This window comes from Spiroplasma melliferum KC3 (assembly GCF_000236085.2).
In the GTDB taxonomy this organism is placed as follows: Bacteria; Bacillota_I; Bacilli_A; order Mycoplasmatales; family Mycoplasmataceae; genus Spiroplasma; species Spiroplasma melliferum.
Genome location: NZ_AGBZ02000001.1, coordinates 549,198 through 572,007 on the forward strand (window position 1 = coordinate 549,198; position 22,810 = coordinate 572,007).

Consider the following 22,810-nt stretch of genomic DNA (forward strand, 5'->3'; position numbering starts at 1 on the left):
ATATGAAAAAGATTTTAAGTATTTTAGGTGCAATATCATTAGTAGGAACAAGCACAACAAGTTTAATAAGTTGTACACATGATAAATGTGAAAATAAAATAATTGGAAATTGAAAAGAATTATGCAAAAAAGATAAACCATTTAATGAAAATAAACCAACTGATAAATGATATTTATTAATACATCGCACTAATGATAATAAATATCATATAAATCGTAAACTTTGAGATGGAACAGAAGGAGATAATAAATGAAGACCTGATTTATTGGGTTGATCAAGTAATTGAAAAGAAGTTTATATTTGAACAAAAAATTCAGTTCCAACAGATAATGATGTTCCAAACATTGATGATCAAGGAAATATTGTTTTAGAATAAGGAAATATTATGGCAGTTATTCAAAAATGGTTAGATTGTGAAATGCCTGATTGTAAAAGTAAGGTATTAGCGAGATTTAAAAAAGATAAAAATGGTGATTTAGTAAGACAAATGCAAGGTGATTGACCTGTGCAATTATGTATTACACATTTTAAAGAGTTTCAAATTAAAATGAAAGAAACAATGTTATATATGCAACAAAAAAATAAAGAATTAAAAGATTGTTTATATACAATGATTGTTAAGAAAAATTAAACTTTAATAGTTTAATTTTTTATTTTAATACAAATACCATTATTAGACATTTTAAGGTATAAATTAGAAATAAAATATATTGTATTTATAAAATATGAGTATATAATAATTTTAAAGGTTAATCTTCCTTAAAAAGAGTCTTAAATCTTAATTTGTTAGAAAGTGTTAATCCAACACTTAAATAAGGAGTAAATAATATGGCAAATTTAGAAAAAATTAAAGAAATTTTAGAACTTGATGATGAAAAAGCACAAGCAGTTAATGAATTATTAGATGCTCAAGCTAAACAAATTCGTGAATCAGTTAAAAAAAGAGAAAATGTAGTTGATAAAACAGAATTAGAAAATGTTACTAATCAATTACAAGAATTAAAAAATAAAAGTGATTCGTTAGAAAATGAATTATATTTAAAAAATTTTACAGATAAAGATAAAAAGATTATTTCTTCGTTAATTAATAATGATGAATATAAAGATTTATCAAAACAAGAAAGAATAAACAAAATAGCAGAAGAATATAATATTGATCAAGTAGATGGTACTGTTGATGGTGGGTCAGTTATTGACCAAATGCTTAAAAGAAGTGAAGAGATTAAAACTAATAGATTAGAAGAAATTAAGAAAAATGGTGCTAAAACTGACCAAGATATTATTGATTATGCTAAAAGTTTAACATGACAATAATAAGGAGGATAAGAACCTATGGCAAAAGTAGGTGGAAAATCAAGTATTGCATTACCAACAGTTTTTCAAGTTGGTGGTAATACTGCAACAGAAAAAGCAATTGGTGATATTGCTGTTTTACAAATTAAAAGAATTTTAGAAGCAGATAGTGAATATATTGATGCTACTGAAATGATGATGTTAACTGCTCAACAAGTAACTATGGCAGAAGGTTGAGAGCAAGGACAATATGTATTTCCAGAACGTATGGTTTGAGGTACTGATTATGATATGGATTCTGGAATGGAACAACAATCTGTAGCAGTACGAAGAGCAACTGTTATGATGGACCAAATGTTAACATTTAAATATGATGTTCCTACATTTGATGTTGTTCGTTTTATGGAATCACCAGTTGAAGTACGAACTACTACAATTGGAGAATGAATGAGAACAATTACTCGTAATTGATATTCAAATATGAATGCAATTTATTTACAAGGAGTAGTTGATTCATGTATTGCAACAGGTCAATTTGTTAAATTACCAATACCAACTGATACTGATACAGCACAAGATACATTTTATAAAATTAATGATATTTCAATTAATTTAGTTCAAAAAGTTAGTGCATTAATGTTTGGTACTAAAAAAGATGATTTAATGGTTCATGTATCAATGCCAGCTTTTGCTCAATTTTCAAAAGCATATATTAAAATTTTAGAACAAATAGCTGCAGATACTTTAGCTACTGGTCAATTATGAAAAAAAATGATTCTAGGAGTAGATGTATTTGAAAGTTGATATTTAGGACGTGAATTTAAAAAAGGTAAAGATACTGGAATTAATAAAGATTTAGATTTTACTTTAAATTATAATAAAACAGTAGGAGCTTGAGGATTTACTGGTCATACACAAGATTGTGCAATGCCTCAAGGTTGAAGAAGTATACAACAAGTAATTAATCAAAATACTGGAAATGTTCGTTATATGGGTCGTGGATTATATTCATTACCAACTTTTATGCGTGGATTACATACTTTATATGTAACAGGAGACCCAAGTAATGATGATATTACTAAAGCACAAGCAAATCGTGGAATAACATTTGAATTAGCACCATGAATGGAGTTGACACCACCTGCAAAAAAGCAATCGGAGATTTAATCAAAACTACTGATTTAAGTGGTGAAAATGTTCCTGTAGCAAATAATGATGATAAGCCAGTTGGTGGTCAAATTGCTAATGCTGTAATTGCTAAAAACTCTGATGCAACTATTAATGATTTTAATATTGCAGATGATAGTGTAGTAGTTACTAAAAAACCTGAAGATGGACCACCATATGTATATGGTACTTATACAGCAACATTAACAGGTGCTGGTGAATATGAAGGAACATTAGAAATTAAAGGAACATTTGGAAGATTAAATCCATAGGAGGTAATAATGGCACAAACAGTTATAGCAGATTTATCTGATAACAAAATTGAAGAACAAGTTGAAAATAAAAAATCAAAAAAAGTTAATAATTCTAATATACAATGAAGTTCAATTAAAAGTAATAAAACAGTTGAAGAACAGATGGAATATACTTTAGTTAAAGATAATGGTAAATTAAAAGGTGTTATTCAATCTAAAAATCCAACAAATATTTATTAGGAGGTAGGTAGGTAACTACCTTTTCTTATTTATGATAAAACTAATTAGATTATTAACTGGTGCTTTACAAGATACTGCAGTTGGTGAATTATTAAAAAAAGGTTTAGAACAATATGGATTAATTAAAAAAGAAGCTTCACAATTTAAAAAATTATATAATTGAACAGATCCACGAAAAATTTTACAATATTTAAAAGTTGCATCAAAAAAAGAAATTAATTCTTTATTAGATAAAATAGAAAAAAGAAGTTTACAGCAAGGTAAAGATTTATTTAATGAACAATATAAAGATTCAAAAGAATGAGTTCAATTACAATCAAGTTGAATGAAATATGGTAAATTTGAATTAACTAATAAAATTACTAATACTGGAAGTGCAACATTTTTGTTTCAACCAAAAGCAAAAGTATATGGTCCTTATACTTATCCATCAATGCCGGCAGATGTTTGATTAGCTTTAAAAAATGCTAATTCAAATGCTGGAACTTTATTTTGAAGAATTTGATTAAGAGTATGATTGCCAAGTATGATTAGAAGACATATTAAATTAGGATTAATTACTGATAAAAATATACGTCATGGTAAAAAATCAGATACTTTTATTCAAGCATTAGTAGTTTCACCAAAAGAAGTTAATGATGTAAGAAAATATATTAGAAAACTTGAACAAGGTTTTTATCATAATATTGGTCATGATAAAAGAAGAAGTGTTAAACAAATTGGTACTTATAAATGAAAAAGAAATCAGGCTCAACAATTTAGAAATAAAAGAAGAGATTTTATAAATAAATATTCTAAAATTAATGAACCAATTCAATTTGCTAAAACAATAAGAAATACTCAATCTTTATTAAAACAATTTGTTAAAACAACTAAAAAAATACAAAAAGAAATTAAATTTGTAAGGAGAACAAGATAATGGCAATTGAATTAAAAGATATTACTTTAAAATGAATGTATATATCGATTAAAGAATTAAAAGAATCAGGTTTTTGAACAAAAGATTTTGAAGATAATCCACAAACTTATAGTGATGAATGAATTAATAAAGCTATTAATTTAAGTTCGGTTAAAATTAATGATTGAACTGGTGGTTATATTGGGTATGCTGATAATATTGATAATTTAACAGAAGAACAACAAATTGGTGTTAAATGAGCAACAGCAATATATACCTTACATTGATTATCAAAAGGTACTGAATATCTTTTACAAGCAACAACATTTTCACAAGGTAGTCAATCTTATAGTATTCAACAACCTGATGATATGCAATTTGTACCTGATGAAGTACAAAAAATATTAATTAATGCTGGTTTGTATGAAAATATTCGCTTTGGTAATTTAAAAGAAAAAAATAGATCATGATTTGGTAATGGATGAAGATTTGAATTTGATGAAGGTGCAGGTTATGCACAATATGATTGAGTTAGAAATAATTATATTGCTAATAATAATATTACTTCAAGTGATAATTCAATTTTAATTAGTTTTTTAAATCAATCTGATGCAATTCCAAAAAAATTAGATTTAAAAGTTAATCCTAATAATAAATCTAAAGTTGATAATAAATCAATAATATATAATTCTAATAATGAGTTATCAGTTCCATTTGATAATGATACTATTTATGAAGAAAATGGTGTATGAAAAGCAAAACAAAGTGAAGAATCTAAAATTGATAATAAATTTATTATAAAAAATGAAAATAATGAACTTACAGTATCAAATTTAAAACAAAATAAAATAACTTTATTACCTAATTCTAGTGGTCGTAATAATGCTGATTTTAATTCTGAAACAGGTGAATTAAGAGTTTGAGACCCTAGTTTTGGTGGAGGTAAAAATACAGCTGATTATGATATAATTGATAGTACCGTGGCAGGTATTGAAAGCACAGATGATACTTTTGGGACTACAAAATATATTGATAAATTTTATTTACAAAAAAAGATTTACCTACTTGAGAAATTGTTGATACTAGTGATTTAATTATAAATTCAAATGAATATCAAATTAAAAATTGAGATAAAAGTAAGTATATTTATAAAGTTTGAGTTGATAATGAATATTTAAATAGTTTTTATTTATCAACATGTGAAAATTTTACAGGTAATGTTTCAAATGGTATTACTACAACTGATAATAATAATCAATATGCCCAATTAAGAGCAAGTGGAAAAATTGTATTAATTACAAAAAATGCATCTGGTAAAATTACTAAATTAGTTGTTAAAAGAAAAATGGTGAATTAATATGATTGATAAAAATATTACAATTAAAAATGATAATGGAACATATTGACAGCGTGTAGGTTTTGAACAAAGAAATCCAAGTCAAAGTTTTAAGGCTTGAAAGAATCGTAAGTTTTTAAAATATGATAAATATCCATTTCATATCAAAAAAGCGTATATTATGCGATATAATGCAATGTCAATTTTATATCATACTCCATTTTTAAGTTTATATGGTTTATTTTTTACTAGTTTACATTTTAATTGAATTCCCTCATTAGAACCAGTTAAAGAGTTTATGTTTGGACAGCATAATATAACTGATGGTGGCTTTTTTGGATATACTGGTATTGTTATATCTTATCCAATTTTACATGGTACTGCTTGATTAACAACAAAAATACCTAAAATACCAGCAATTAAATTACCTGTTGGTAAATGTTTAGAACAAATTTATAAGACACCAAGTTATGCATTATATTTAATATTATTTGGTTGATTAATATTTCGGAATTATCTTAAAAAACATAATGTTAATATTTGTCATAATTGTAAACAAACTGAAGAACAAGTAGAAAGTTGAAATCAATATTGTATTAAAAAAAGATGGAATAATGTATAATAATGATAGTCATGTGTGGTTAATTAAAAGATAGAAAGGTGGCAATTTATGCTTACATCAACAACAATGTTTATAATTATAATTGTTGGTTCAGTAGTAGGTGGGATTGTTGCTAGTTTATTAGTTGGTTATCTTTCAAAATTAATCAAAAATAAAGCAATCTCATTAAAAGCTGAACGAATTACGGATGATTTTAGAGAAAAAACAGAAGAAAAAATCTTTGAAGAAATTGAAGATGCTTTTGAATCTATTGGATTAGTACTACAAGATCTAAAAAATCATTTTGGTGGTGTTGGTACTCAAAATATTGCTCGTGTTGAAGCAGATATTAATGATTTAAAATTAGCAATTTCTGATTTAGAAAAATACGATAATGAAGAATTAATTGAAGCAACTTTACAACATAAAGCAGCAAAACGAGACATTACTCATAAAGCACATAAAGTATCTGGAATTAAATTTAAAAAATAGGGTTTTAGCCCTATTTTTTTATTAATTATTGACAATTATATTGCCATCTTTATCAACTTCTAAATTTTCTAAATTAGGTTCTTGTGTATCTAAATTTCAACGATAAACTGATTTAAATCTTGGAGCAGGTCAATCACTTATAACGCTATAAGAACGAATAACAATTGTAACCATCGGTGATTTTCATTCTAAATTTAAAGTATAATTTTCATCTTCATTCTTTTTATCAATTTCAATACTTGGATGAGTTCTATCTATTAGATTATTATTTTTAAACTTAGTAATATTTCAATTTTGACCTTTTCATACTACATAATAATATTTATTATCAACAGTAATAAATGGTTTTTCTTGTGGTGTTATTCATTCTAAAATACCATCTTTTGTAGTTATGTTATTTTTTTCTTTTAGTTCTTTTAATTCTTCGGGTGTATATAATATTGGTGTATTACAAGCAATTAAACTTGTTGTACTTGTTCCTACTAATGAAATTGCTCCTAAAATACTTAAAATCTTTTTCATTCCAATTAACCCTCTTTCTATTAATTTCTTACATTATATATATATACAAGGTTAAGTTAGTTAATTTTATTATTCTTTATCAATTTTATTGTGTTTTATATAAAAATTGATAAGATATTCTATTTTTTGTGAATAAGTAAAGTCATTAAATTTATTTCAAACTTGTTCTTCGTTTTCATTTAAGTAAATATTAACATTACGAATTAATTTAGAATAATATTTTCCTGTTTTTTGATTAAATGAATGTTTCATAATATTATCTTTCATAATTAGCAATAATAATAGCATCGCGTAAATGATTACTTATTTTTTCATTATTATATTTTCAACCTTTACCATATTCATAAGTTAAATTAGTATCTTTATCAAATTCTCATAAACAACTATCATTATATTTACTCAAATTTTCCATATTTTTAAGAACTGATTTAGTATGGCGTGGTGATACTCAATTAATATATATTTCTCATTCAGTAAAATATCATTCTGCTACTCCTAATAACCTTAATAAATCATCGCGGTCTTTTGAACCATTTGCATTTGTATATAAGCAATTTTCAATATTCACAATTGCTGTGCAACTTTCAAGAATTAAATAGTGATTTTCATCATCAGCATAATAATATTTATCTACTAAATCATAAATAAATTCATAATGTTTTTTTCAATCTTTATTTATAATTTCTTTTTTGTCTAATAAAATATTATCTTGATATATAACAATAGCAGTAGTACCAGTTCCTGATGGGTCAATACCTATTTTTATCATGAGTAAATATCCTCATCGTTATTAACTGTTGGTACTACATTTGAAATATCATCTTCTACTACTACATTATTAATTTGATTATTATAACTATCTTGGTCAATTATAATAGGTTGTTCAACTTTTTTATTTTTATTGCTAATTTGGGGTTTATTTTCAACGACAGTATTATTATCATTATCAATATAGATTTTTTCATCATTAGTAGTAATAACTGCTTGATCTGATTTATATGCTTGTTGTAATTCAACAGACATAATACCTCATTTTCTTAATAAAGATGTTAATACTGTTTTTAATGCCATTTCATCAAAACTAGCAATGTAAAATGATTTATTTTTAGCATAAGTTTTCGAATATTTCATAAAATGATTTTCCATTTGTTCTTTTGTCATATATAATGTTTTTTCAAAACCATTAACCATTTTAAAATATGCTACATAACCTATAATTGGTAATTTTTCTCGTTCATCTTCATTTTGTATTCAATTAAAAGTAGTACCTTTTAAACGATCATAAATTACTAATTCACCAGTTCTCACATCTGATACTGACATATCTAAATATTGACCGCTTCTTTGTGCTAATTGAATATAACCTTTATAACCCATTTGAAATTGAGCTTGATTAATTCAATCATATAAAGGTTTTCCATCTTTACCAAAAATAGTTTTACCATAATCATCTTTTCGTTCTATTTTTGTATTATATGGCACAACATAAGCATACCCAAATTGTTTTTCCATCGGTAAATTTAATAAAACACCCTGATAACAAGCAGTCATAATTGTTCTTGGATCTGCTTTTTGTAATAAATCATTACTATTTGATATTGCTACTAAATTACTTTTAAATCGTGCGATTTCATTTTCATTTGAAAATTTATTTTTAATTCAATCAGTAGCTTTATCTGTTTTTAAAAATTCCACTATATTTGACATATTATTTTTGCACCTCAATTTCTATACCACTTATTCCTAAAAAATTATTTTCTTCATATTGTTTCTTAACAATATTTTTAATTTCTTTTTCATTCAATAAAATTAAATCTTTTTCTAATAATGCAAATAAATCAAAAGCACTAATTTCTTTTTTAAAGCCTTTAATAATAATTTGGTCATTTTTTAATTTATCTTTTCTAAATTTACTTACTACTTTTTCCATTTTTTTATCAATTTCAGCAACATCTTCCATTGCTCGAACTTGTTCATCCTGGATTTGATCCATATCTAAACCAATATCTTCTTTTAAATTATTAGCAAATTCAATTCGTTCATTTTTAATTTCTTCTTGTTCTTTAATAAATTGTTTTTGCTTATATTTTTGAGCTTGAATCATATCATTTTTAATTTCTATTTTATTATTTTCAAGCACTTTTTCTAAAGATATAATATTATTTCTAATTTTATTTAAATCATCTTTAAAAGCTTTTATTTTTTCTAATGGTTCTCTAAAAACAATATCTACTTTTGAAATAGTTCTTGGCATATCATTTAAATGTACTTCTTGATAATTATTTAAAGCATAATGGTTACGATGTCTAAAAATAAAATCTTTTAATTCTTGACCATTTTTAATAATTCATTCTTTAATATCTTTTGCTTTAATACTTAATTCTTTAAAATCATTACCCTTTATGTAAAAAGGGTAAACTATATTTTGAACTGTATTTTTAACAATATCACTCATTATTTCACTTCCTTAGTTTCTAATATTCGTGGTTCAATTCAAAATTTTCATCTTCCAAATTTATTTTGTTCGTTACATTCTTTTTCTGATTCTGATTTTTGATCTAAATTATAAATTTTATGTTCTTTAAAACCATTGCTATAAGTTCTCATTACTACAAAATGAGTGGGTTTAAATGTACCATTTATTTTAGCTTCAAGTTCTTCGACTGTTTCTACAATACTAATTGGATTATTTCCAAATGTTTTTAAAAAAACTAATGTTTCATCATAACCATTTCAATTTGGAAAATATGTAATTATTAAATCTGTGTCTAATTCAAAATTTGGGATAGGTCTTTCCGTACCTCTCATAATTCGTGTTACTTTAATTTTCATTTTATTTTTTCCTTTCTATTTATTTTTTTAAAATTAAAATGGGGAATATCATATGCTCATTCAACAGCATATTCATGTAATTTTTTAAATTCTTTTAATTGTTGTATTTTTTTTCATATTTTTTTCATAATAATTAACTCAATTCTATTTTTTAATAATATTTGAGTGAACTTTTTGTAAATTCGCAAATTGTTCTGGTGTTAATTTTTTATTTAACACTTCAACTTCATATCTATCCATAATATCCATTTCATAATCTTGTGCCGCTTCCGGATAATTATCAAATAACTCTTTTAATAATGCTAATAAATCCATATTATTTACACCTCCAATTTAATTAATTCTGATTGTAAAATCATTAAAATATCAACTAATGCATTAAAATATCCAATTTTTTTACCAAAATCCAATTTATTAATTGTTTTATCATTTTGAACATCATCATTAGCTTTATTTCTCATTTCACTAAATTTATCAATTAATTTAATTAATGTTTCTTTATTCATAATTAATTCTCCTTATCATCAATTCCAAATAATGCTTTTTTCATTATTGATCCATAATTATTTTTATTTGATTCATATAATTTAATTAACTCTTCACCATCCATTTTTAAATATTGATGTTTTTGCAGCTGTAAATCATATTTTCAAATTATAAAAGTATTATTTTTTTTAATCCCAATCGCTGTATAATCAATATATTTTTTACTTGGATAAACAAAAACTTTATTAAGTCATCATCCAATATGATTAGCATGATTTGGTAAATTTATAAAAATAGCATTATTTGTCCGTAATTTTATTAACTTATTGTTAATAAAAATATTTGCTATAGGTTTATTTAAATTATTCATTCTTCTAATATTTTCTTTTGTTTAGTTACATAAGAAGAATTGATTGATAAATCATTGATTTTTTTCAATGTTTTTTTCTTAATTTTTCTATACATATAAAAACCTCCATTAAAAACATTGATTATTAAAAAAAGTACAATTTTGACACACTTAAAACACTATTTAATTTTTAATAGTTTATTTTACAAAAATATGAAATTAAATAATTTAACATGTTAAGTGAGTCATTTTTTAATTAAAAAAACAACTCCTTTCTTTTAATAAGAGTTGTTTTGTCCTAATTCGTTTTACAATTTACATTATTAAAAAGTTAAAAATCATTTGCTATTTTAAAAATTTTGTTAAATTTTTTAAATTATCAAAAATTATCATTTTAAACAATTACGAACAATTATTATTCATTAGTTTAGAGAATAAAATATGATAAAATAAAACGAGAAAGGAACGAAAATCATGGTAAATAAAGTATTAGTAATTTATGGAACGGTTAGTCCTAATGAAAAATCATATTCAAAAGCTTTAGCAGCTCGTTTTCTTAAATATTATCAAGCAGCAAACGCAAATGATGAAATTATTCATTTAGATTTAAACGAAACCCCAATGGCGCTTAAAACACTTACTCGTGATAACTTTGGTACTTATTTTAATGCCGAGGATACTGATGTTTATGTTAATCAATTAAAAGAAGTACAAAAAGTTATTGTTGTATGTCCAATGAATAACTTTAATGTTTCTGGATTAATGAAAAATTACTTAGATCATGTTTTAGTTGCAGATAAAACATTTTCATATAAATATTCAAAAAAAGGTGATGCAATAGGGTTATTACCGCATTTAAAAGTACAAATTTTAACAACCCAAGGAGCTCCTTTTGGTTGATATCCATGGGGAAATCATACCGAATATTTAAAAGGAACATGAGAATTTGTTGGTGCTACTGTTAATAAACCAATTCTTGTTGCAGGAACAAAAGTTGCTCCAACCAATGCCCTAACTCCAGATGAGTTAATTGATCAATATGATGAAGAAATTCAAAAAGTTGTTAAAACATTTTAATTAATAAAAATAATAAATGCTCAACAAATGTTGAGTTTTTATTTGCTTATTAATGTTTGGACTAATAAATTATGATAAACTTAATAAGTATATGATTTTAAAATTAGTTTTAAAATAGATTACTTTAATTATTGTTTGATAAATAATAATTAAAAAACAAGAAAGAAAATCACAATGAAAAGAATAGAATTTATTAATAATTTAAAGGTTATTGCTAATGAATATGCAGATTTTAAACTAGAATTAGATGAAAAATATAAAATATACCAAGAAGTTATCGCAAGTGATAATAATTTAAAAGAAACAATAAATTTAGAAGAACTATCAGACATTAAAAATTTCTATAATGACTTATTTAATGGGGTAGTTTTACAATATTTTCACAATGATAAAGATAAAGAAAATATTGTAGATGGAGCAGATATTCTTAATGTAGCACAAAAAACTTTAAGCAATTTAAAAAGTAAACTGAATACTTTTGAATTAAAGGCAAATCCAGCACCAGAAGCAGGCAAAATTTCATCCAAGAATGAAAAAGTATTAGAAACAGGTAATTCAATGTTTTATACAGGTGGAATAAAAAATGTTCCAAATGTTGTTCCTAAACCAGCAAGATTAGAAAAATTAACTAAAGAACAAACTATAAAAATTTATAAAGAAAATATAACAACACAGCAAGAACAAAATCAAGAAATTGAAAATGAAAGGTAAAAAAACAAAAAAGACTGCACCTCAAAAAGTAAGTAAAATAGAAAAGATTTTGCTAAACTTTTATAAAAGGTGCATTTTTATATGGCAAAAAAGGTCAAAATTTAAATCATATATGCCAAATTTAAAACTATAAAAGGAGCAAAAGAACCATTTGGCAAAAGAAATTTAAGCTACTATAAAACAAGATAGGAATTATTAAAAAAGCTCCATAACTTTTACAATTATTTGCTAATTGAAAATCATTTTTTTATTTAACAAGTTATAATAAAGGGGAATAATTTATTATTAGGAATAAGATGGAGTAACGATGAAAATTAGACCAATTCATGCTAATGAAATCACTATGACAAGACAACTAATTTATGAAACTTTTAAAACAGTTGATAATCACGAAGTAATCGAACATTTACTCGTTGATAATTTACGGTTATTACCAGAATATGACCCAGCCTTTGATGTTGTCGCAATTGTTAATAATAAAGTTGTTGGCCATGCCTTTCTTAGTATTGTTACTATTAGTCATCATCAATTGCTTTGTTTAGCACCGCTCACGGTCCAAACGGAAATGCAAAGGCAAGGAATTGGCACAAACCTCATTAAACATTTAGAAACAACGGCAATAGCTAAGGGATATCCAGCAATTTTCATTTTAGGTGATCCCAATTATTATACAAGATTTAATTATACTCCTGCCGCTAATTATTATATTCATGCTCCCTTTGCTATTGAATCAAAATATTTTATGGTTAAAGAATTATATCCCAATAGTTTACAAAATATTACCGGTGTTGTGCAATATCCGCCGCCCTTTGGAATTGGGGAAAGGAAGAATTAATTTTAGTAATGGAACAGAAAAATATTAGAGGCAAAATATTAAGAACAATTAACAAAATGGTTTGCTATTTTTATAATTAGGAAATATAATATTATTGTGAATGTCACATATAAGAATTTTAAATTAATGATATTTAAATTTTTCACTTAATTTTTATTCACTTTGCAAAAACTATGAAAAGTAAAAGGAAGAATTACAATGGGAGGAAACTGTAATTTATCTTGTTATGCTTGCAATTGTACTTGTGAGCAAAGTGGTGGTTATCTCAATTGTTCAAATTGTCACAATTGTGAGTCAAATGATAATCATAAGAGAAAAACAGACTAGAAAATAATTTTTACTTAGGATTAAAGTTATCTTTGATAGACTTTAATCCTTTTTAAATTATTTTTCTTAATTAGAATATGATAATTTAAGAAGGGATAAAATGTTGAATGGAAATAACTAATAAAACAATTGTTGTGATGATTGATTTTGATAATTTTAATAATGAGGAGGATTTAAATATTTTATTTGATGAATTAGAACAAATGGGAAATGTGATCTATAAAGGAGCCTTTTATTCCAATTCAAATGATACAAAAATGAATGAAAAAGGAAAGAAATATGGTTTTAATGATTTTATTGTTGAAACAACGTATTCAACTCAGAAAAATGCGGTTGATATTAGAATTGCTTTAGATGTAATGGAATGATTAAGAAAAGATTATGTTGATTGTTTCTGTCTAGCTACAAGTGATTTAGATTTTGCTCCCATTGTTAGAAGAATTAAACAAAAGAATAAAACGGTGATTGGAGCCGGTGTAATTCGTAATGCAGAAGATTATAAAAAACTTTATCATCGATTTATAAGCGTTGATAAAATTTTAAAGGCGAAAACCTCTAATGATAAAAAAGAATTGGTAAAAAATAATAGCACAAAAAGTAATGAAACAAAAAAGGTTTTGTACAATTTTCGGTCATAATTGAAAATTTATATAAAAAAGTTCCAGATTTTAATCCTAAAAATTATGGGGCTAAAAATAGTAAGCCTTCATTATTTTTTATAAATAATCTTAAAACACATTATGATTTTAAACAAAAAGTAAAAACTTTATACATCAAAATAAAATAATTGGTAACTTATTGTTAATGTGGAAAATGTTAAAGAAAAGTTCTCAGAATTAAGTTTCAACAATAATTATTGATTTTGGTTTTAAACTAAGAATGTTTATTTTAAAAAATTGTATTAAATTGTTTTTTTGCTTCTTTAATAGTAACTTAATTAATTTTTTAATCTTTCCCAAGAATTGTTTATGCTTTTTAATTTTCAAATTTAAAATAATTATGTTTTAAGTCACTAAATTACAAAAAATAAAAAAACACAAGTAAAATCTTTTTAAAAAACATATAAAAACTGCTAGCAACAGCTAGCAGTAGTGTAAATAATAAATCTGGGCCTTGTCTGTTTTGATAATAAACTAATAACTTACTGTGCTCAAACAGAAGTTATGAGTTGAGGAACTACTCCAATTAAGTTAATACCAACGCCATTACCCTGATCATATGATGGAATATTTCAGACATATCATTGTGCAATTAATAATGCAGCAACAATTCCAGCGACAGTTGCAATTTCTGGGATTGTGCTTAATAATGCTGCAATAACTCCTCCAACTGATCCTAAATCATTTTGAACTTTGGTTAATAAAGCATGATTTAAGTATAAGTGTGAATAAACAAAATAATAATCTCATTCATTAATCCCATCTTTTAAATTTTTAATATTTGTTAGATTAATATTTGATTTATTATTTTGATAAAATTGTTGATATGTTATTCCTAGTTTTTCCTCGGTTTTTTATTATTATGTGCAGTTTTATTGTATGTATTATTGATAAATGCTGTATTCGATAATAATAATGCCGGGGTAGTTGCCAACGCAATTGCTCCAACACCAACTAAGATATTCTTATAACCAAACATTATTAATCATCTCCTGTAAAAATATCTATATTGACGCCATAAATATTATTTACACTTTCATTATATTCTTCTCATTTTAGGGTACAATTAATTTAGTTATAATTATTAAAATATCAATTTTTTTCCCACTTTTGAGTTAAGAACTGTAAATAATTTGCCTTTTAAAAATATTTTTTTTATTTAAAAAAGTCATTTATTTTTTTTAAAAATAAGATATAATTAATTGTTAAATTTAATTAAAAATAAAATTATTATTTAAATTCTTTTTTGTTCTTGTTAAATTTGGTATAATTACTTTAGTCAAATGGGTGATGAGATGCAAAATAACAAGTTTAATTATTATAATTGAGCAAATAACAAATGAGCAAAAAAGTGACAAATATCACAAGATACTAAGCAACGCTTATTAACTTTATCGGGAAAAATCCACTATGTTCCATTATGAAAACCAGTTGATATTTCAATTGATTTAGATACTCAACAATTAATTATTCCAAAAAATCTTGCTTTTTTAGCACAAAAATATCAATTACCACAAACAACATATTACCTTTTTAAATATAATAATATTAATAACATTATGCTAGAATGTAATTACATTATTAGTAATTATTCAAAAATTATTGAAGCTAAAATTGATCAAAATTTTATTTCGTTAGAATGGTCATTATCATATGGGGCTTACTTTTTTAAAGAAATTACTAATTACATTTTAGCACAAGATACAATCTTAGAAACTTATCGTGAAACAAAAACTCGAAAACAACGGTTATTATTTCGTTATCAGAACCAACGTGCATTTAATAAAAGTCGATGAAAAGGAGAATAAATTTTAATGAAAATTCGGTTGGACCAATTAATGGTTAATAATAATTTAGCTCCTTCGCGTGAAAAAGCTAAGGCAATGATTTTAGCAAATAATGTTTTAGTTGATAATGTACCGGCCTTAAAACCAGGTGAACTGGTAAAATTAGATAGTATTATTAAATTACGTGGTGAACCATTAAAATATGTTTCCCGCGCAGGTGAAAAGTTAGCCAAAGGTTTAACTGCTTTTAATTTAACAGTTAATAATCTCGTTTGTCTTGATATTGGTGCTTCAACTGGTGGTTTTACTGATTGCTTATTACAAAATGATGCTAAAAAAGTTTATGCTGTTGATGTTGGTACAAATCAATTAGCTTGAAAATTACGAAATAATCCGCATGTTGTTTCATTAGAGAAAACTAATTTTCGGTATGTTACTAAAGCATTATTTGCTCCTGATGAAATTGAATTTGCTTGTTGTGATGTTTCTTTTATTTCATTAGATAAAATTATTCCACCCTTAAAAGATATTATATTATTAAATCATTATGCTTTTTTCTTAATTAAACCACAGTTTGAGAGTACAAAAGAAGCTGTTAAGAGAGGAAAAATTAGTCATAAAGCAATACACTATGATGTTATTAAAAAAATCTTTGCTTTAGCCCTTAATAATGGTTTTAGTGTTAGCAATTGCGACTATTCTCCAATTTTAGGAAATAAAAAGAAAAACATTGAATTTATTTGTTTACTACAACGAACAACAAATCCGATTAACTATATAACTGACGAAGCCATCGCAACAATAATTGAAAATGCTTGAAATACTTTATTATCATAACAATATTTTAGGATATAATATTCTTATAAAAGAAGGGAGGAAACAACTTTTATGGCAGTAGGAACAATGAGTGGCGATGTTAAAAATTTGCTTGCAAAAGATCATCTTCAAGTTGGTCACAAGGTATCATTTAAAGCTGATATGGTTGATTGACAAGATTTTGAATTAGAAACCATAACAAAAGAATATAAAGTTATTTCCGCAGTACCTAGTATAGATACTAGTGTTTGTTTAACACAAACAAAACAATTTAATGAAACAATTATTAGCAAGTATCCTAATGTTCAATTAATAACAATTTCACGTGATTTGCCATTTGCTTTGAAGCGAGCATGTGAAGGTTTTGTTAATGCAAACCATATTTTATTATCTGATACTAATTATCGTGAATTTGGCACACAAACAAAATTATATTTTCCATTTAATAATTTATTAGCACGAAGCGTAATGATTTTAGATCAAGATAATAAAATTATTTATTTACAAATTGTTTCACCAATTTCTTCCGAACCAAATTATGAGGAAGTTTACCAGTTTTTAGATACTTTTCAAAAATAAAAACTTGTAATAAAATAAAACAATGTTTCTTTTAACTGGATATTACCAGTTAAAAGAAACATTTTTAATATTTCGGAAATAATATTTATTTAACTTAATTTATTAATTTGCTCTTCTAAGAAAGATATTGCTGACTTTAATAAATCAATCTCTGTTCTTGGCATTGATTTAATTTCATCTGAAGTTAATCCTTTTAACCCATTTTCAAGTTCTATTAATGCAAACTTTAGTTGTTCTTTTTGCTCTTCGCTAACATTTTTTAAGTTATTAATTTTTCCTTTTAAAGTTGATAGTCGATTTTGAAGACTTTTAATTTCATTTTCATGTATTGAATTACAAGCAATAACATTACTTGCTCCAACTGTAGAAAAACTAATTGCTCCTAGAATTGTTAAATTTTTTTTCATTTTTTATATGTTCCTTTCTATTCGATTAAAGTTATCGATAATTTTATTGTATTTTTTTTTTTTTTTTTTCAAGTTTAAATTTACAATAAATTCTATTTTATAAACTAATAATTAAATTAAATTGAATATGTATAAATTATTTCAAATAAAATAACTTATTTTCTTTAATTTTTTCCATAAATTACCAAATTATTTCATCAAAGCCTTAATAATCAACATTATTGGCAGGAATAACATTGTTAATTTTTATTAAAAAATATATACTAAAATTTGTATTAACCCTTAAAGATAAGTTTTATCATTCATCGGCATTAATGTTTTACCATTAGCGTCGATAATTTTTTGATAAGAGAGGTGTTTATTACAAGTATTTTATGAAAGGAGAACACAAAAACTATGGCTTTCGAAAATAACAATTCAACTGAAACAAAAAAAAGATTAGCAATGCCAGATAGTGTCTTCATTGGCTGCGAACAACATGCTGAAGAATGTAAAAAATGTGCTGCAATGCAAGAATCACAAAAATCAATTTTATCATGCCAAATGTGTGAACAACCGGTGTTTTTCTGTCGCTCAAAACCTTGTGAGTATAAATTGCATTGTATCAATCCAGATTGTGTTAAATCAAAACATAACTTTGTTTTTGTTGGCAAAAACAATATTAATAAAACAAAAAAATATTATGATCAACAATTACAAAAATAATTTAGGGAAAACTAATATTTAAACCTTCTTGAAAAAGAAGGTTTTTAATTACTTAAAATCTAATATAAATTTTTTTATAGGAATTTTTTTTTTTTTTTAGAAAACAAAAGTGTTATAATACAAATATAAGTATGACTACTTATACTTAGAAAAAATGAAAAAAGATTATAGATATTTAAAATATAACTGTTTAATTCATATAAAAAAATAAAATGAATAATGAAAAATGATACTAGTTATATTAATTAAATTATTATAAAACAAAGAATATTTAAAATATTTATTTTTTATTATAAATTTTTACAATGTTTTCATTAATGTTACATCAATTAATGAAATAACATTATTTTTTAAATAGTATTCAAAAAGATAATAAAACGTATAGTTAAAAAGTAGAAAAGGATATTTAAAATGAACAATAAATTACTGGATCAAACCTTACTTGCTAATACCAATAATTTGCTAGAACTAGATAAGCATACCCAAACATTAGTTTGAGCTGGTGTAATTGGGATTAGTATTATTTTCATCATCATTTTATTATTAATTCACTTTTTATACTGACGAAATAAAAATGCTAAGTTCAAAGAACAACGATTAGGAGTTCAACGTGAACGAAGTTTTTTGTTTGAAATTAAACAAAATATTTTTTTGATTTTATCATCATTATTTGCAATCTCATTAATAGTTGGTCTAGTTACAATTATTAAACTTAATATATAATCTTTTAATCATTTAGTTATAACATGTCAACTTATGTAAACTAAAAAAAATAAAAAGAAAAGGAACAAATAAAATGCAATATTTACAAAAATTAGGAAAAGCATTACAATTTCCAATTGTTGTGCTACCAATTGCTGCTTTGTTGCTACGATTGGGGGGTTATGAATGATGCCTCAATCAATCCAGAGTTAAATCAAACTGGATCATTGTCAGCAATTTGATATATTGGTTCAATTTTTCAAGCGGTTGGTAATGCTGCGATTGGTAATTTAGCACCATTATTTGCAATCGGATTAGGTTTCGGAATGGCAAAAGACTTCCGTGGAGAAGCAGCACTAGTTGCTTTCTTTGGATGAGCTGTTTTAGAAGGACTAATGGGAATTGTCCCACAATGATATTACAATAATGTTTTATTAGGAAATACACCAATTGGTAATTTTTTAGATAATCAATTTTGAGCAAAACCACATTCACAAATTCTATATGTTTTTGATTTTAATGTTGGTAATGCTATTAAAGGTTATGGTGCAAAATATAACATAAGTATGGGTGTTTTTGGTGGAATTTTAGCTGGTTGTCTTGTTGCACTAATTTATAATAAATATTCTGGTATTAAGTTACCAGCAGCCTTAGGATTTTTTTCAGGTCGTCGTTTTGTGCCAATGATAACAGCAGTTTATTTTCTCTTAGGTTCTTTTGCATTAGCAGCAATTTGACCATGATTTCAATTAGGATTACAATACTTAGGTTATGGTTTAGGAGCGATTCCACCATTAGGAGCTTTCTTCTATGCTATTTTTAACCGGTTATTATTACCATTTGGCTTACACCAAGTGTTAAACACTTATTTATGGTTCCAACAACCAATTATTGGCCATTTGATGAATTATCAAGGAACAAACTTATGACAAATTGTTGATGGAACGCTACAATGGGCTGTATATAGTATTGATAGTAACGGTGTATTACGAATTAGTGATTGAAATACAACTGGAATTATTACTACAGTCAATGGTGATATTAACGCCTTTTTAGGAAAATTATATGCTGATGCTAAATTTGGTTTAGCAGGAGGAAGTGGAATTTTCCAATCAGGATTCTTCCCAATGATGATGTTTGGATTACCTGCAGCTTGTGCAGCAATGATTTTATCAATTAAAGATAAAATGCGTCGTGCTGAATATGCTGGAATTTTAGGGTCAGCTGCAGGAGTTAGTTTTTTAACAGGAATTACAGAACCAATTGAATTTTCTTTTGTTTTCTTAGCCCCTGTTTTATTAGGATTACATGCTGTTTTAGCTGGTTTATTTTCAGCATTAACTATTGGCTTTGGAATTCGCGTTGGATTTGGTTTCTCAGCTGGTTTTATTGATTGAGTTGTATCAATTAAAACCTCATGAGATATGTCAACAATATCATCAAACTTACAAGCTGGGGTTTATAAAGTATTAGGTAATCCCATAATGATTATTCCAATTGGATTAGTCCAGGGAGCAGCTTATTTCTTTAGTTTTAAATATCTTATTAAAAAAATGAATTTAGGAACACCTGGTCGTGAAGAAGAAGTAATAGCATTAGCAAAATCATTTGAAAAAACAGTTAAAAACAATGCAAAGAAAAAAGCAAACCAAGAACAACAAACAGCAAATATCAATATTGTTGGAAGTGGTCAAGCGGGTAGTGAAAATATTTTAACTTCACAAAATAGTGTTAATCAACGAATTGACATTCAAAAAGATCCTAATGGGCCATTAAAACTAGCACAAGTAATTTATGATGCAATTGGTCATGATAATCTAGTTAAAGTTGATAACTGTATGACTAGATTACGTTTAACAGTTGAAGACAACACGAAAATTGATCAAGCAGCAATCAAAGCAACCGGAGTCGCTGGTTTAGTGTTAGTTTCTAAAACAAAGGGCATTCAAATTATTATTGGTTTAAATGTTGAAGCTGTTGCAACTAAATTATCTGAAATTTCTGGAAAATAATATTAAAATAAAAAATAAAAACGTTACTAAAGTAAACGTTTTTATTTTTTATTACTTTGATACAATTGATAATTACAAATGAATATGATAAAGTGATTTTGTATATGATTTTAAAAATATAATTAATATTTTCTAAAATAAATTACTTTAATTAATTATTTTAGCAAGATAGATAATTAATTAAAAAATTATAGAAAGAAAGTTAACGTGAAAATTACTTTAAAAACTAAAAATACGTTAAAATCAACTTATAAAGCAGTTAAAAAATCAATTAATTCATTTTTAAAAAAACTTGGTTTAAAACATAATGATACTATTAAATTAGAAAAAAATATTGAAAAGAAAATAAAAGAAGAAATATTACGGTTTGAACGAGAACATCAAAAGTTAAAAGAACTATTAGACGTAATTATTCCGGAAAATAAAGCAAATGAAAACTCGTTGCGTGATGAAACATTCGATGATTTATCACCAGAAACAATCAAATTTTTAACTGCAAAAAATAATCAATCAAAACAATTAGTAAATCATGAGATAAATAATGTGCAAGCTCAAAAACAAGACCAGGCCCAAAAACTTAATAAACTTAATTTAGGGTTAAATGAAGCATTACAAAAAATCGATAAAAAAGAACAAACATTAGTTACAAAAATTAAAAAGAAAGTCCGTTTTAGTCCAACTAATACTACAATTTTTTTTGATAAGAAAAAAGGAACAATTGCAAAGTTAGAAACAATAGCCCCAAATGAAAAAGATGATGAATCATATGAACGTTAAAAAGTAAAAGCAACAATTAATTGTTGCTTTTACTTTTTAAGATTAATTTTGTCAAATTATTTGTAAATTATTTTTTCTGACAACTAATTTGATGAATTCTAGTTTTAAAAGATTAAACAAATTATTTTTAGAAAATTAAAAATTTTAGATGATAATTTTAATTAAATATGATAATCTATAAAATGTATATGGTTTTAAAAATATTAATTATATTTTTAAATAAATGACTTTAATTAATTATTTTATTAAATTAATTAAACATAGAAAAAGAATAAATTTAATATGAAAATTACATCAAAAATTAAAGGAACTTTAAAAGAATCTTATCGATCAATTAAAAAATCAATTAAGACAATGTTAGCAAAACTTGGTCTTAATAAAAGTCAAGTTCAAGAAGCAACAGCACGAACTTTGAATGCAGTAGAAGTAGAAATAACTCAATTTTTAAATGAAGAAATGCAAAAAGTTGATTTGTTATCTACACCAAATCCATCGATTAAAGGTTTAGCAGAACCATTAAAACCACAAGTTGATTTGTTATCTACACCAAATCCATCGATTAAAGGTTTAGCAGAACCATTAAAACCACAAGTAAATAAAACATATGGTAATGGTCAAACAGAAGCTAATAAATATAAAGAAATGTTGACCGAATTAAATAGTTTTTTAGCAAATGAAAAACAATTATCATCAAAAACCGTAGCAAAAGCACCAGTACCATTACCACGAACAAAATTTAATCATAATTTAACAACAGAAACGAAAGATGACGAATCATATGGTCGATAATAAAAAGACAAGATTTCTTTTTTCTTAAAAAAATCAATTTTTTAATTGATTTTTTTCTTTTGCAATAATGTATTGCGAGAAATAGTTAAATATTGTATTATTTATTTAGTATATGACTTTTATTATAAGTAAATAACTTAAAAATTATAGAAAGTA

General features: G+C 24.9%; 35 protein-coding genes. 23 read left to right on the plus strand and 12 right to left on the minus strand.

Annotation, left to right across the window (positions count from 1 at the left end; genetic code table 4):
* Positions 1-2 precede the first annotated feature (2 nt).
* The 10 genes from SPM_RS02610 to SPM_RS02655 all read left to right on the plus strand — a co-directional run bounded on the left by SPM_RS02610 (position 3) and on the right by SPM_RS02655 (position 6,282).
* Positions 3-377 (plus strand): lipoprotein, encoded by a 375-nt coding sequence (locus SPM_RS02610; RefSeq protein ID WP_004028084.1) that lies wholly within the window; start codon positions 3-5, stop codon positions 375-377.
* Between the two features lie 9 nt (positions 378-386).
* Positions 387-632 carry a hypothetical protein gene (locus SPM_RS02615; protein ID WP_004028085.1) on the plus strand — a complete coding sequence of 82 codons (246 nt, stop codon included), beginning with the start codon at positions 387-389 and terminating at the stop codon, positions 630-632.
* 197 nt (positions 633-829) lie between these two features.
* On the plus strand, positions 830-1,315 hold the full coding sequence (locus SPM_RS02620) for a hypothetical protein (RefSeq protein ID WP_004028086.1): 486 nt from the start codon (positions 830-832) through the stop codon (positions 1,313-1,315).
* An 18-nt stretch (positions 1,316-1,333) separates the two neighbouring features.
* Positions 1,334-2,461: a hypothetical protein gene (locus SPM_RS02625; protein ID WP_004028087.1), complete on the plus strand. Its 1,128-nt coding sequence runs from the start codon at positions 1,334-1,336 to the stop codon at positions 2,459-2,461.
* Entirely contained in the window at positions 2,416-2,733 is a 318-nt protein-coding gene (locus tag SPM_RS02630) for a hypothetical protein (RefSeq protein WP_004028088.1), read from the plus strand. The genes SPM_RS02625 and SPM_RS02630 overlap by 46 nt, the downstream gene beginning before the upstream one ends.
* Before the next feature lie 9 nt (positions 2,734-2,742).
* On the plus strand, positions 2,743-2,955 hold the full coding sequence (locus SPM_RS02635) for a hypothetical protein (RefSeq protein WP_004028089.1): 213 nt from the start codon (positions 2,743-2,745) through the stop codon (positions 2,953-2,955).
* A 31-nt stretch (positions 2,956-2,986) separates the two neighbouring features.
* Positions 2,987-3,874: a hypothetical protein gene (locus SPM_RS02640; protein ID WP_004028090.1), complete on the plus strand. Its 888-nt coding sequence runs from the start codon at positions 2,987-2,989 to the stop codon at positions 3,872-3,874.
* The gene (locus SPM_RS02645; RefSeq protein ID WP_004028091.1) at positions 3,874-4,947 is read left to right on the plus strand and encodes a hypothetical protein; all 1,074 of its coding nucleotides are present in this window, start codon (positions 3,874-3,876) and stop codon (positions 4,945-4,947) included. The genes SPM_RS02640 and SPM_RS02645 overlap by 1 nt, the downstream gene beginning before the upstream one ends.
* Before the next feature lie 264 nt (positions 4,948-5,211).
* Positions 5,212-5,811, plus strand: coding sequence for a hypothetical protein (locus tag SPM_RS02650; protein ID WP_004028092.1), 600 nt, complete (start codon positions 5,212-5,214; stop codon positions 5,809-5,811).
* A gap of 48 nt (positions 5,812-5,859) precedes the next feature.
* The gene (locus tag SPM_RS02655) at positions 5,860-6,282 is read left to right on the plus strand and encodes a hypothetical protein (RefSeq protein WP_004028093.1); all 423 of its coding nucleotides are present in this window, start codon (positions 5,860-5,862) and stop codon (positions 6,280-6,282) included.
* 21 nt (positions 6,283-6,303) lie between these two features.
* Here SPM_RS02655 and SPM_RS06305 read toward each other — a convergent pair whose 3' ends face one another.
* From SPM_RS06305 to SPM_RS02695, 10 genes are all read right to left on the minus strand, one after another.
* A complete protein-coding gene (locus tag SPM_RS06305; RefSeq protein WP_004028094.1) occupies positions 6,304-6,804 on the minus strand; it encodes a lipoprotein in 501 nt (166 codons plus the stop codon).
* Positions 6,805-6,873: 69 nt separating this feature from the next.
* Positions 6,874-7,056, minus strand: coding sequence for a hypothetical protein (locus SPM_RS02665; RefSeq protein WP_040584401.1), 183 nt, complete (start codon positions 7,054-7,056; stop codon positions 6,874-6,876).
* Between the two features lie 4 nt (positions 7,057-7,060).
* The gene (locus tag SPM_RS02670) at positions 7,061-7,573 is read right to left on the minus strand and encodes a hypothetical protein (protein ID WP_004028096.1); all 513 of its coding nucleotides are present in this window, start codon (positions 7,571-7,573) and stop codon (positions 7,061-7,063) included.
* The gene (locus tag SPM_RS02675) at positions 7,567-8,511 is read right to left on the minus strand and encodes a recombinase RecT (RefSeq protein WP_004028097.1); all 945 of its coding nucleotides are present in this window, start codon (positions 8,509-8,511) and stop codon (positions 7,567-7,569) included. The genes SPM_RS02670 and SPM_RS02675 overlap by 7 nt, the downstream gene beginning before the upstream one ends.
* A gap of 1 nt (position 8,512) precedes the next feature.
* Entirely contained in the window at positions 8,513-9,259 is a 747-nt protein-coding gene (locus SPM_RS02680; RefSeq protein ID WP_004028098.1) for a hypothetical protein, read from the minus strand.
* Entirely contained in the window at positions 9,259-9,636 is a 378-nt protein-coding gene (locus tag SPM_RS02685) for a hypothetical protein (RefSeq protein WP_004028099.1), read from the minus strand. Before SPM_RS02685 ends, SPM_RS02680 begins: the two co-directional genes overlap by 1 nt.
* The gene (locus SPM_RS06535; protein WP_004028100.1) at positions 9,621-9,764 is read right to left on the minus strand and encodes a hypothetical protein; all 144 of its coding nucleotides are present in this window, start codon (positions 9,762-9,764) and stop codon (positions 9,621-9,623) included. The genes SPM_RS02685 and SPM_RS06535 overlap by 16 nt, the downstream gene beginning before the upstream one ends.
* A gap of 16 nt (positions 9,765-9,780) precedes the next feature.
* Positions 9,781-9,951, minus strand: coding sequence for a hypothetical protein (locus SPM_RS06675; protein WP_004028101.1), 171 nt, complete (start codon positions 9,949-9,951; stop codon positions 9,781-9,783).
* Between the two features lie 5 nt (positions 9,952-9,956).
* The gene (locus tag SPM_RS02690; RefSeq protein WP_004028102.1) at positions 9,957-10,142 is read right to left on the minus strand and encodes a hypothetical protein; all 186 of its coding nucleotides are present in this window, start codon (positions 10,140-10,142) and stop codon (positions 9,957-9,959) included.
* A 2-nt stretch (positions 10,143-10,144) separates the two neighbouring features.
* Entirely contained in the window at positions 10,145-10,492 is a 348-nt protein-coding gene (locus SPM_RS02695) for a hypothetical protein (protein ID WP_004028103.1), read from the minus strand.
* 453 nt (positions 10,493-10,945) lie between these two features.
* On the opposite strand from SPM_RS02695, the gene SPM_RS02700 reads away from it, so the two are divergent.
* The 5 genes from SPM_RS02700 to SPM_RS02720 all read left to right on the plus strand — a co-directional run bounded on the left by SPM_RS02700 (position 10,946) and on the right by SPM_RS02720 (position 14,812).
* Entirely contained in the window at positions 10,946-11,548 is a 603-nt protein-coding gene (locus SPM_RS02700; protein ID WP_004028105.1) for an FMN-dependent NADH-azoreductase, read from the plus strand.
* A gap of 174 nt (positions 11,549-11,722) precedes the next feature.
* Positions 11,723-12,259, plus strand: a complete 537-nt coding sequence (locus tag SPM_RS02705) for a hypothetical protein (protein ID WP_004028106.1) — start codon at positions 11,723-11,725, stop codon at positions 12,257-12,259.
* A gap of 307 nt (positions 12,260-12,566) precedes the next feature.
* Positions 12,567-13,094 (plus strand): GNAT family N-acetyltransferase, encoded by a 528-nt coding sequence (locus tag SPM_RS02710; protein WP_004028107.1) that lies wholly within the window; start codon positions 12,567-12,569, stop codon positions 13,092-13,094.
* A gap of 434 nt (positions 13,095-13,528) precedes the next feature.
* Positions 13,529-14,059, plus strand: coding sequence for an NYN domain-containing protein (locus SPM_RS02715; RefSeq protein ID WP_004028109.1), 531 nt, complete (start codon positions 13,529-13,531; stop codon positions 14,057-14,059).
* Between the two features lie 525 nt (positions 14,060-14,584).
* Positions 14,585-14,812: a hypothetical protein gene (locus SPM_RS02720; RefSeq protein WP_004028110.1), complete on the plus strand. Its 228-nt coding sequence runs from the start codon at positions 14,585-14,587 to the stop codon at positions 14,810-14,812.
* A 103-nt stretch (positions 14,813-14,915) separates the two neighbouring features.
* Here the strand turns inward: SPM_RS02720 and SPM_RS06540 are convergent, their stop codons facing one another.
* The gene (locus SPM_RS06540) at positions 14,916-15,059 is read right to left on the minus strand and encodes a hypothetical protein (protein WP_004028111.1); all 144 of its coding nucleotides are present in this window, start codon (positions 15,057-15,059) and stop codon (positions 14,916-14,918) included.
* A 316-nt stretch (positions 15,060-15,375) separates the two neighbouring features.
* On the opposite strand from SPM_RS06540, the gene SPM_RS02725 reads away from it, so the two are divergent.
* From SPM_RS02725 to SPM_RS02735, 3 genes are read left to right on the plus strand one after another with little or no spacing between them, the layout of a single operon-like run.
* Complete coding sequence (locus tag SPM_RS02725) at positions 15,376-15,888, plus strand: hypothetical protein (RefSeq protein WP_004028112.1); 513 nt, start codon at positions 15,376-15,378, stop codon at positions 15,886-15,888.
* Between the two features lie 6 nt (positions 15,889-15,894).
* Positions 15,895-16,704, plus strand: coding sequence for a TlyA family RNA methyltransferase (locus tag SPM_RS02730; RefSeq protein ID WP_004028113.1), 810 nt, complete (start codon positions 15,895-15,897; stop codon positions 16,702-16,704).
* Positions 16,705-16,755: 51 nt separating this feature from the next.
* Entirely contained in the window at positions 16,756-17,262 is a 507-nt protein-coding gene (locus SPM_RS02735) for a thiol peroxidase (RefSeq protein WP_004028114.1), read from the plus strand.
* An 89-nt stretch (positions 17,263-17,351) separates the two neighbouring features.
* Here SPM_RS02735 and SPM_RS02740 read toward each other — a convergent pair whose 3' ends face one another.
* The gene (locus SPM_RS02740; protein WP_004028115.1) at positions 17,352-17,669 is read right to left on the minus strand and encodes a lipoprotein; all 318 of its coding nucleotides are present in this window, start codon (positions 17,667-17,669) and stop codon (positions 17,352-17,354) included.
* A gap of 396 nt (positions 17,670-18,065) precedes the next feature.
* Between SPM_RS02740 and SPM_RS02745 the strand changes: the two genes are divergently transcribed.
* The 5 genes from SPM_RS02745 to SPM_RS02765 all read left to right on the plus strand — a co-directional run bounded on the left by SPM_RS02745 (position 18,066) and on the right by SPM_RS02765 (position 22,654).
* Entirely contained in the window at positions 18,066-18,374 is a 309-nt protein-coding gene (locus tag SPM_RS02745; protein WP_004028116.1) for a hypothetical protein, read from the plus strand.
* 411 nt (positions 18,375-18,785) lie between these two features.
* Positions 18,786-19,097: a hypothetical protein gene (locus SPM_RS02750; RefSeq protein ID WP_004028117.1), complete on the plus strand. Its 312-nt coding sequence runs from the start codon at positions 18,786-18,788 to the stop codon at positions 19,095-19,097.
* A 161-nt stretch (positions 19,098-19,258) separates the two neighbouring features.
* Positions 19,259-21,088, plus strand: a complete 1,830-nt coding sequence (locus SPM_RS02755) for a PTS transporter subunit EIIC (RefSeq protein WP_004028118.1) — start codon at positions 19,259-19,261, stop codon at positions 21,086-21,088.
* A 207-nt stretch (positions 21,089-21,295) separates the two neighbouring features.
* Positions 21,296-21,865, plus strand: coding sequence for a hypothetical protein (locus SPM_RS02760; RefSeq protein WP_004028119.1), 570 nt, complete (start codon positions 21,296-21,298; stop codon positions 21,863-21,865).
* 282 nt (positions 21,866-22,147) lie between these two features.
* Positions 22,148-22,654, plus strand: coding sequence for a hypothetical protein (locus tag SPM_RS02765; protein WP_004028120.1), 507 nt, complete (start codon positions 22,148-22,150; stop codon positions 22,652-22,654).
* Positions 22,655-22,810 lie beyond the last annotated feature (156 nt).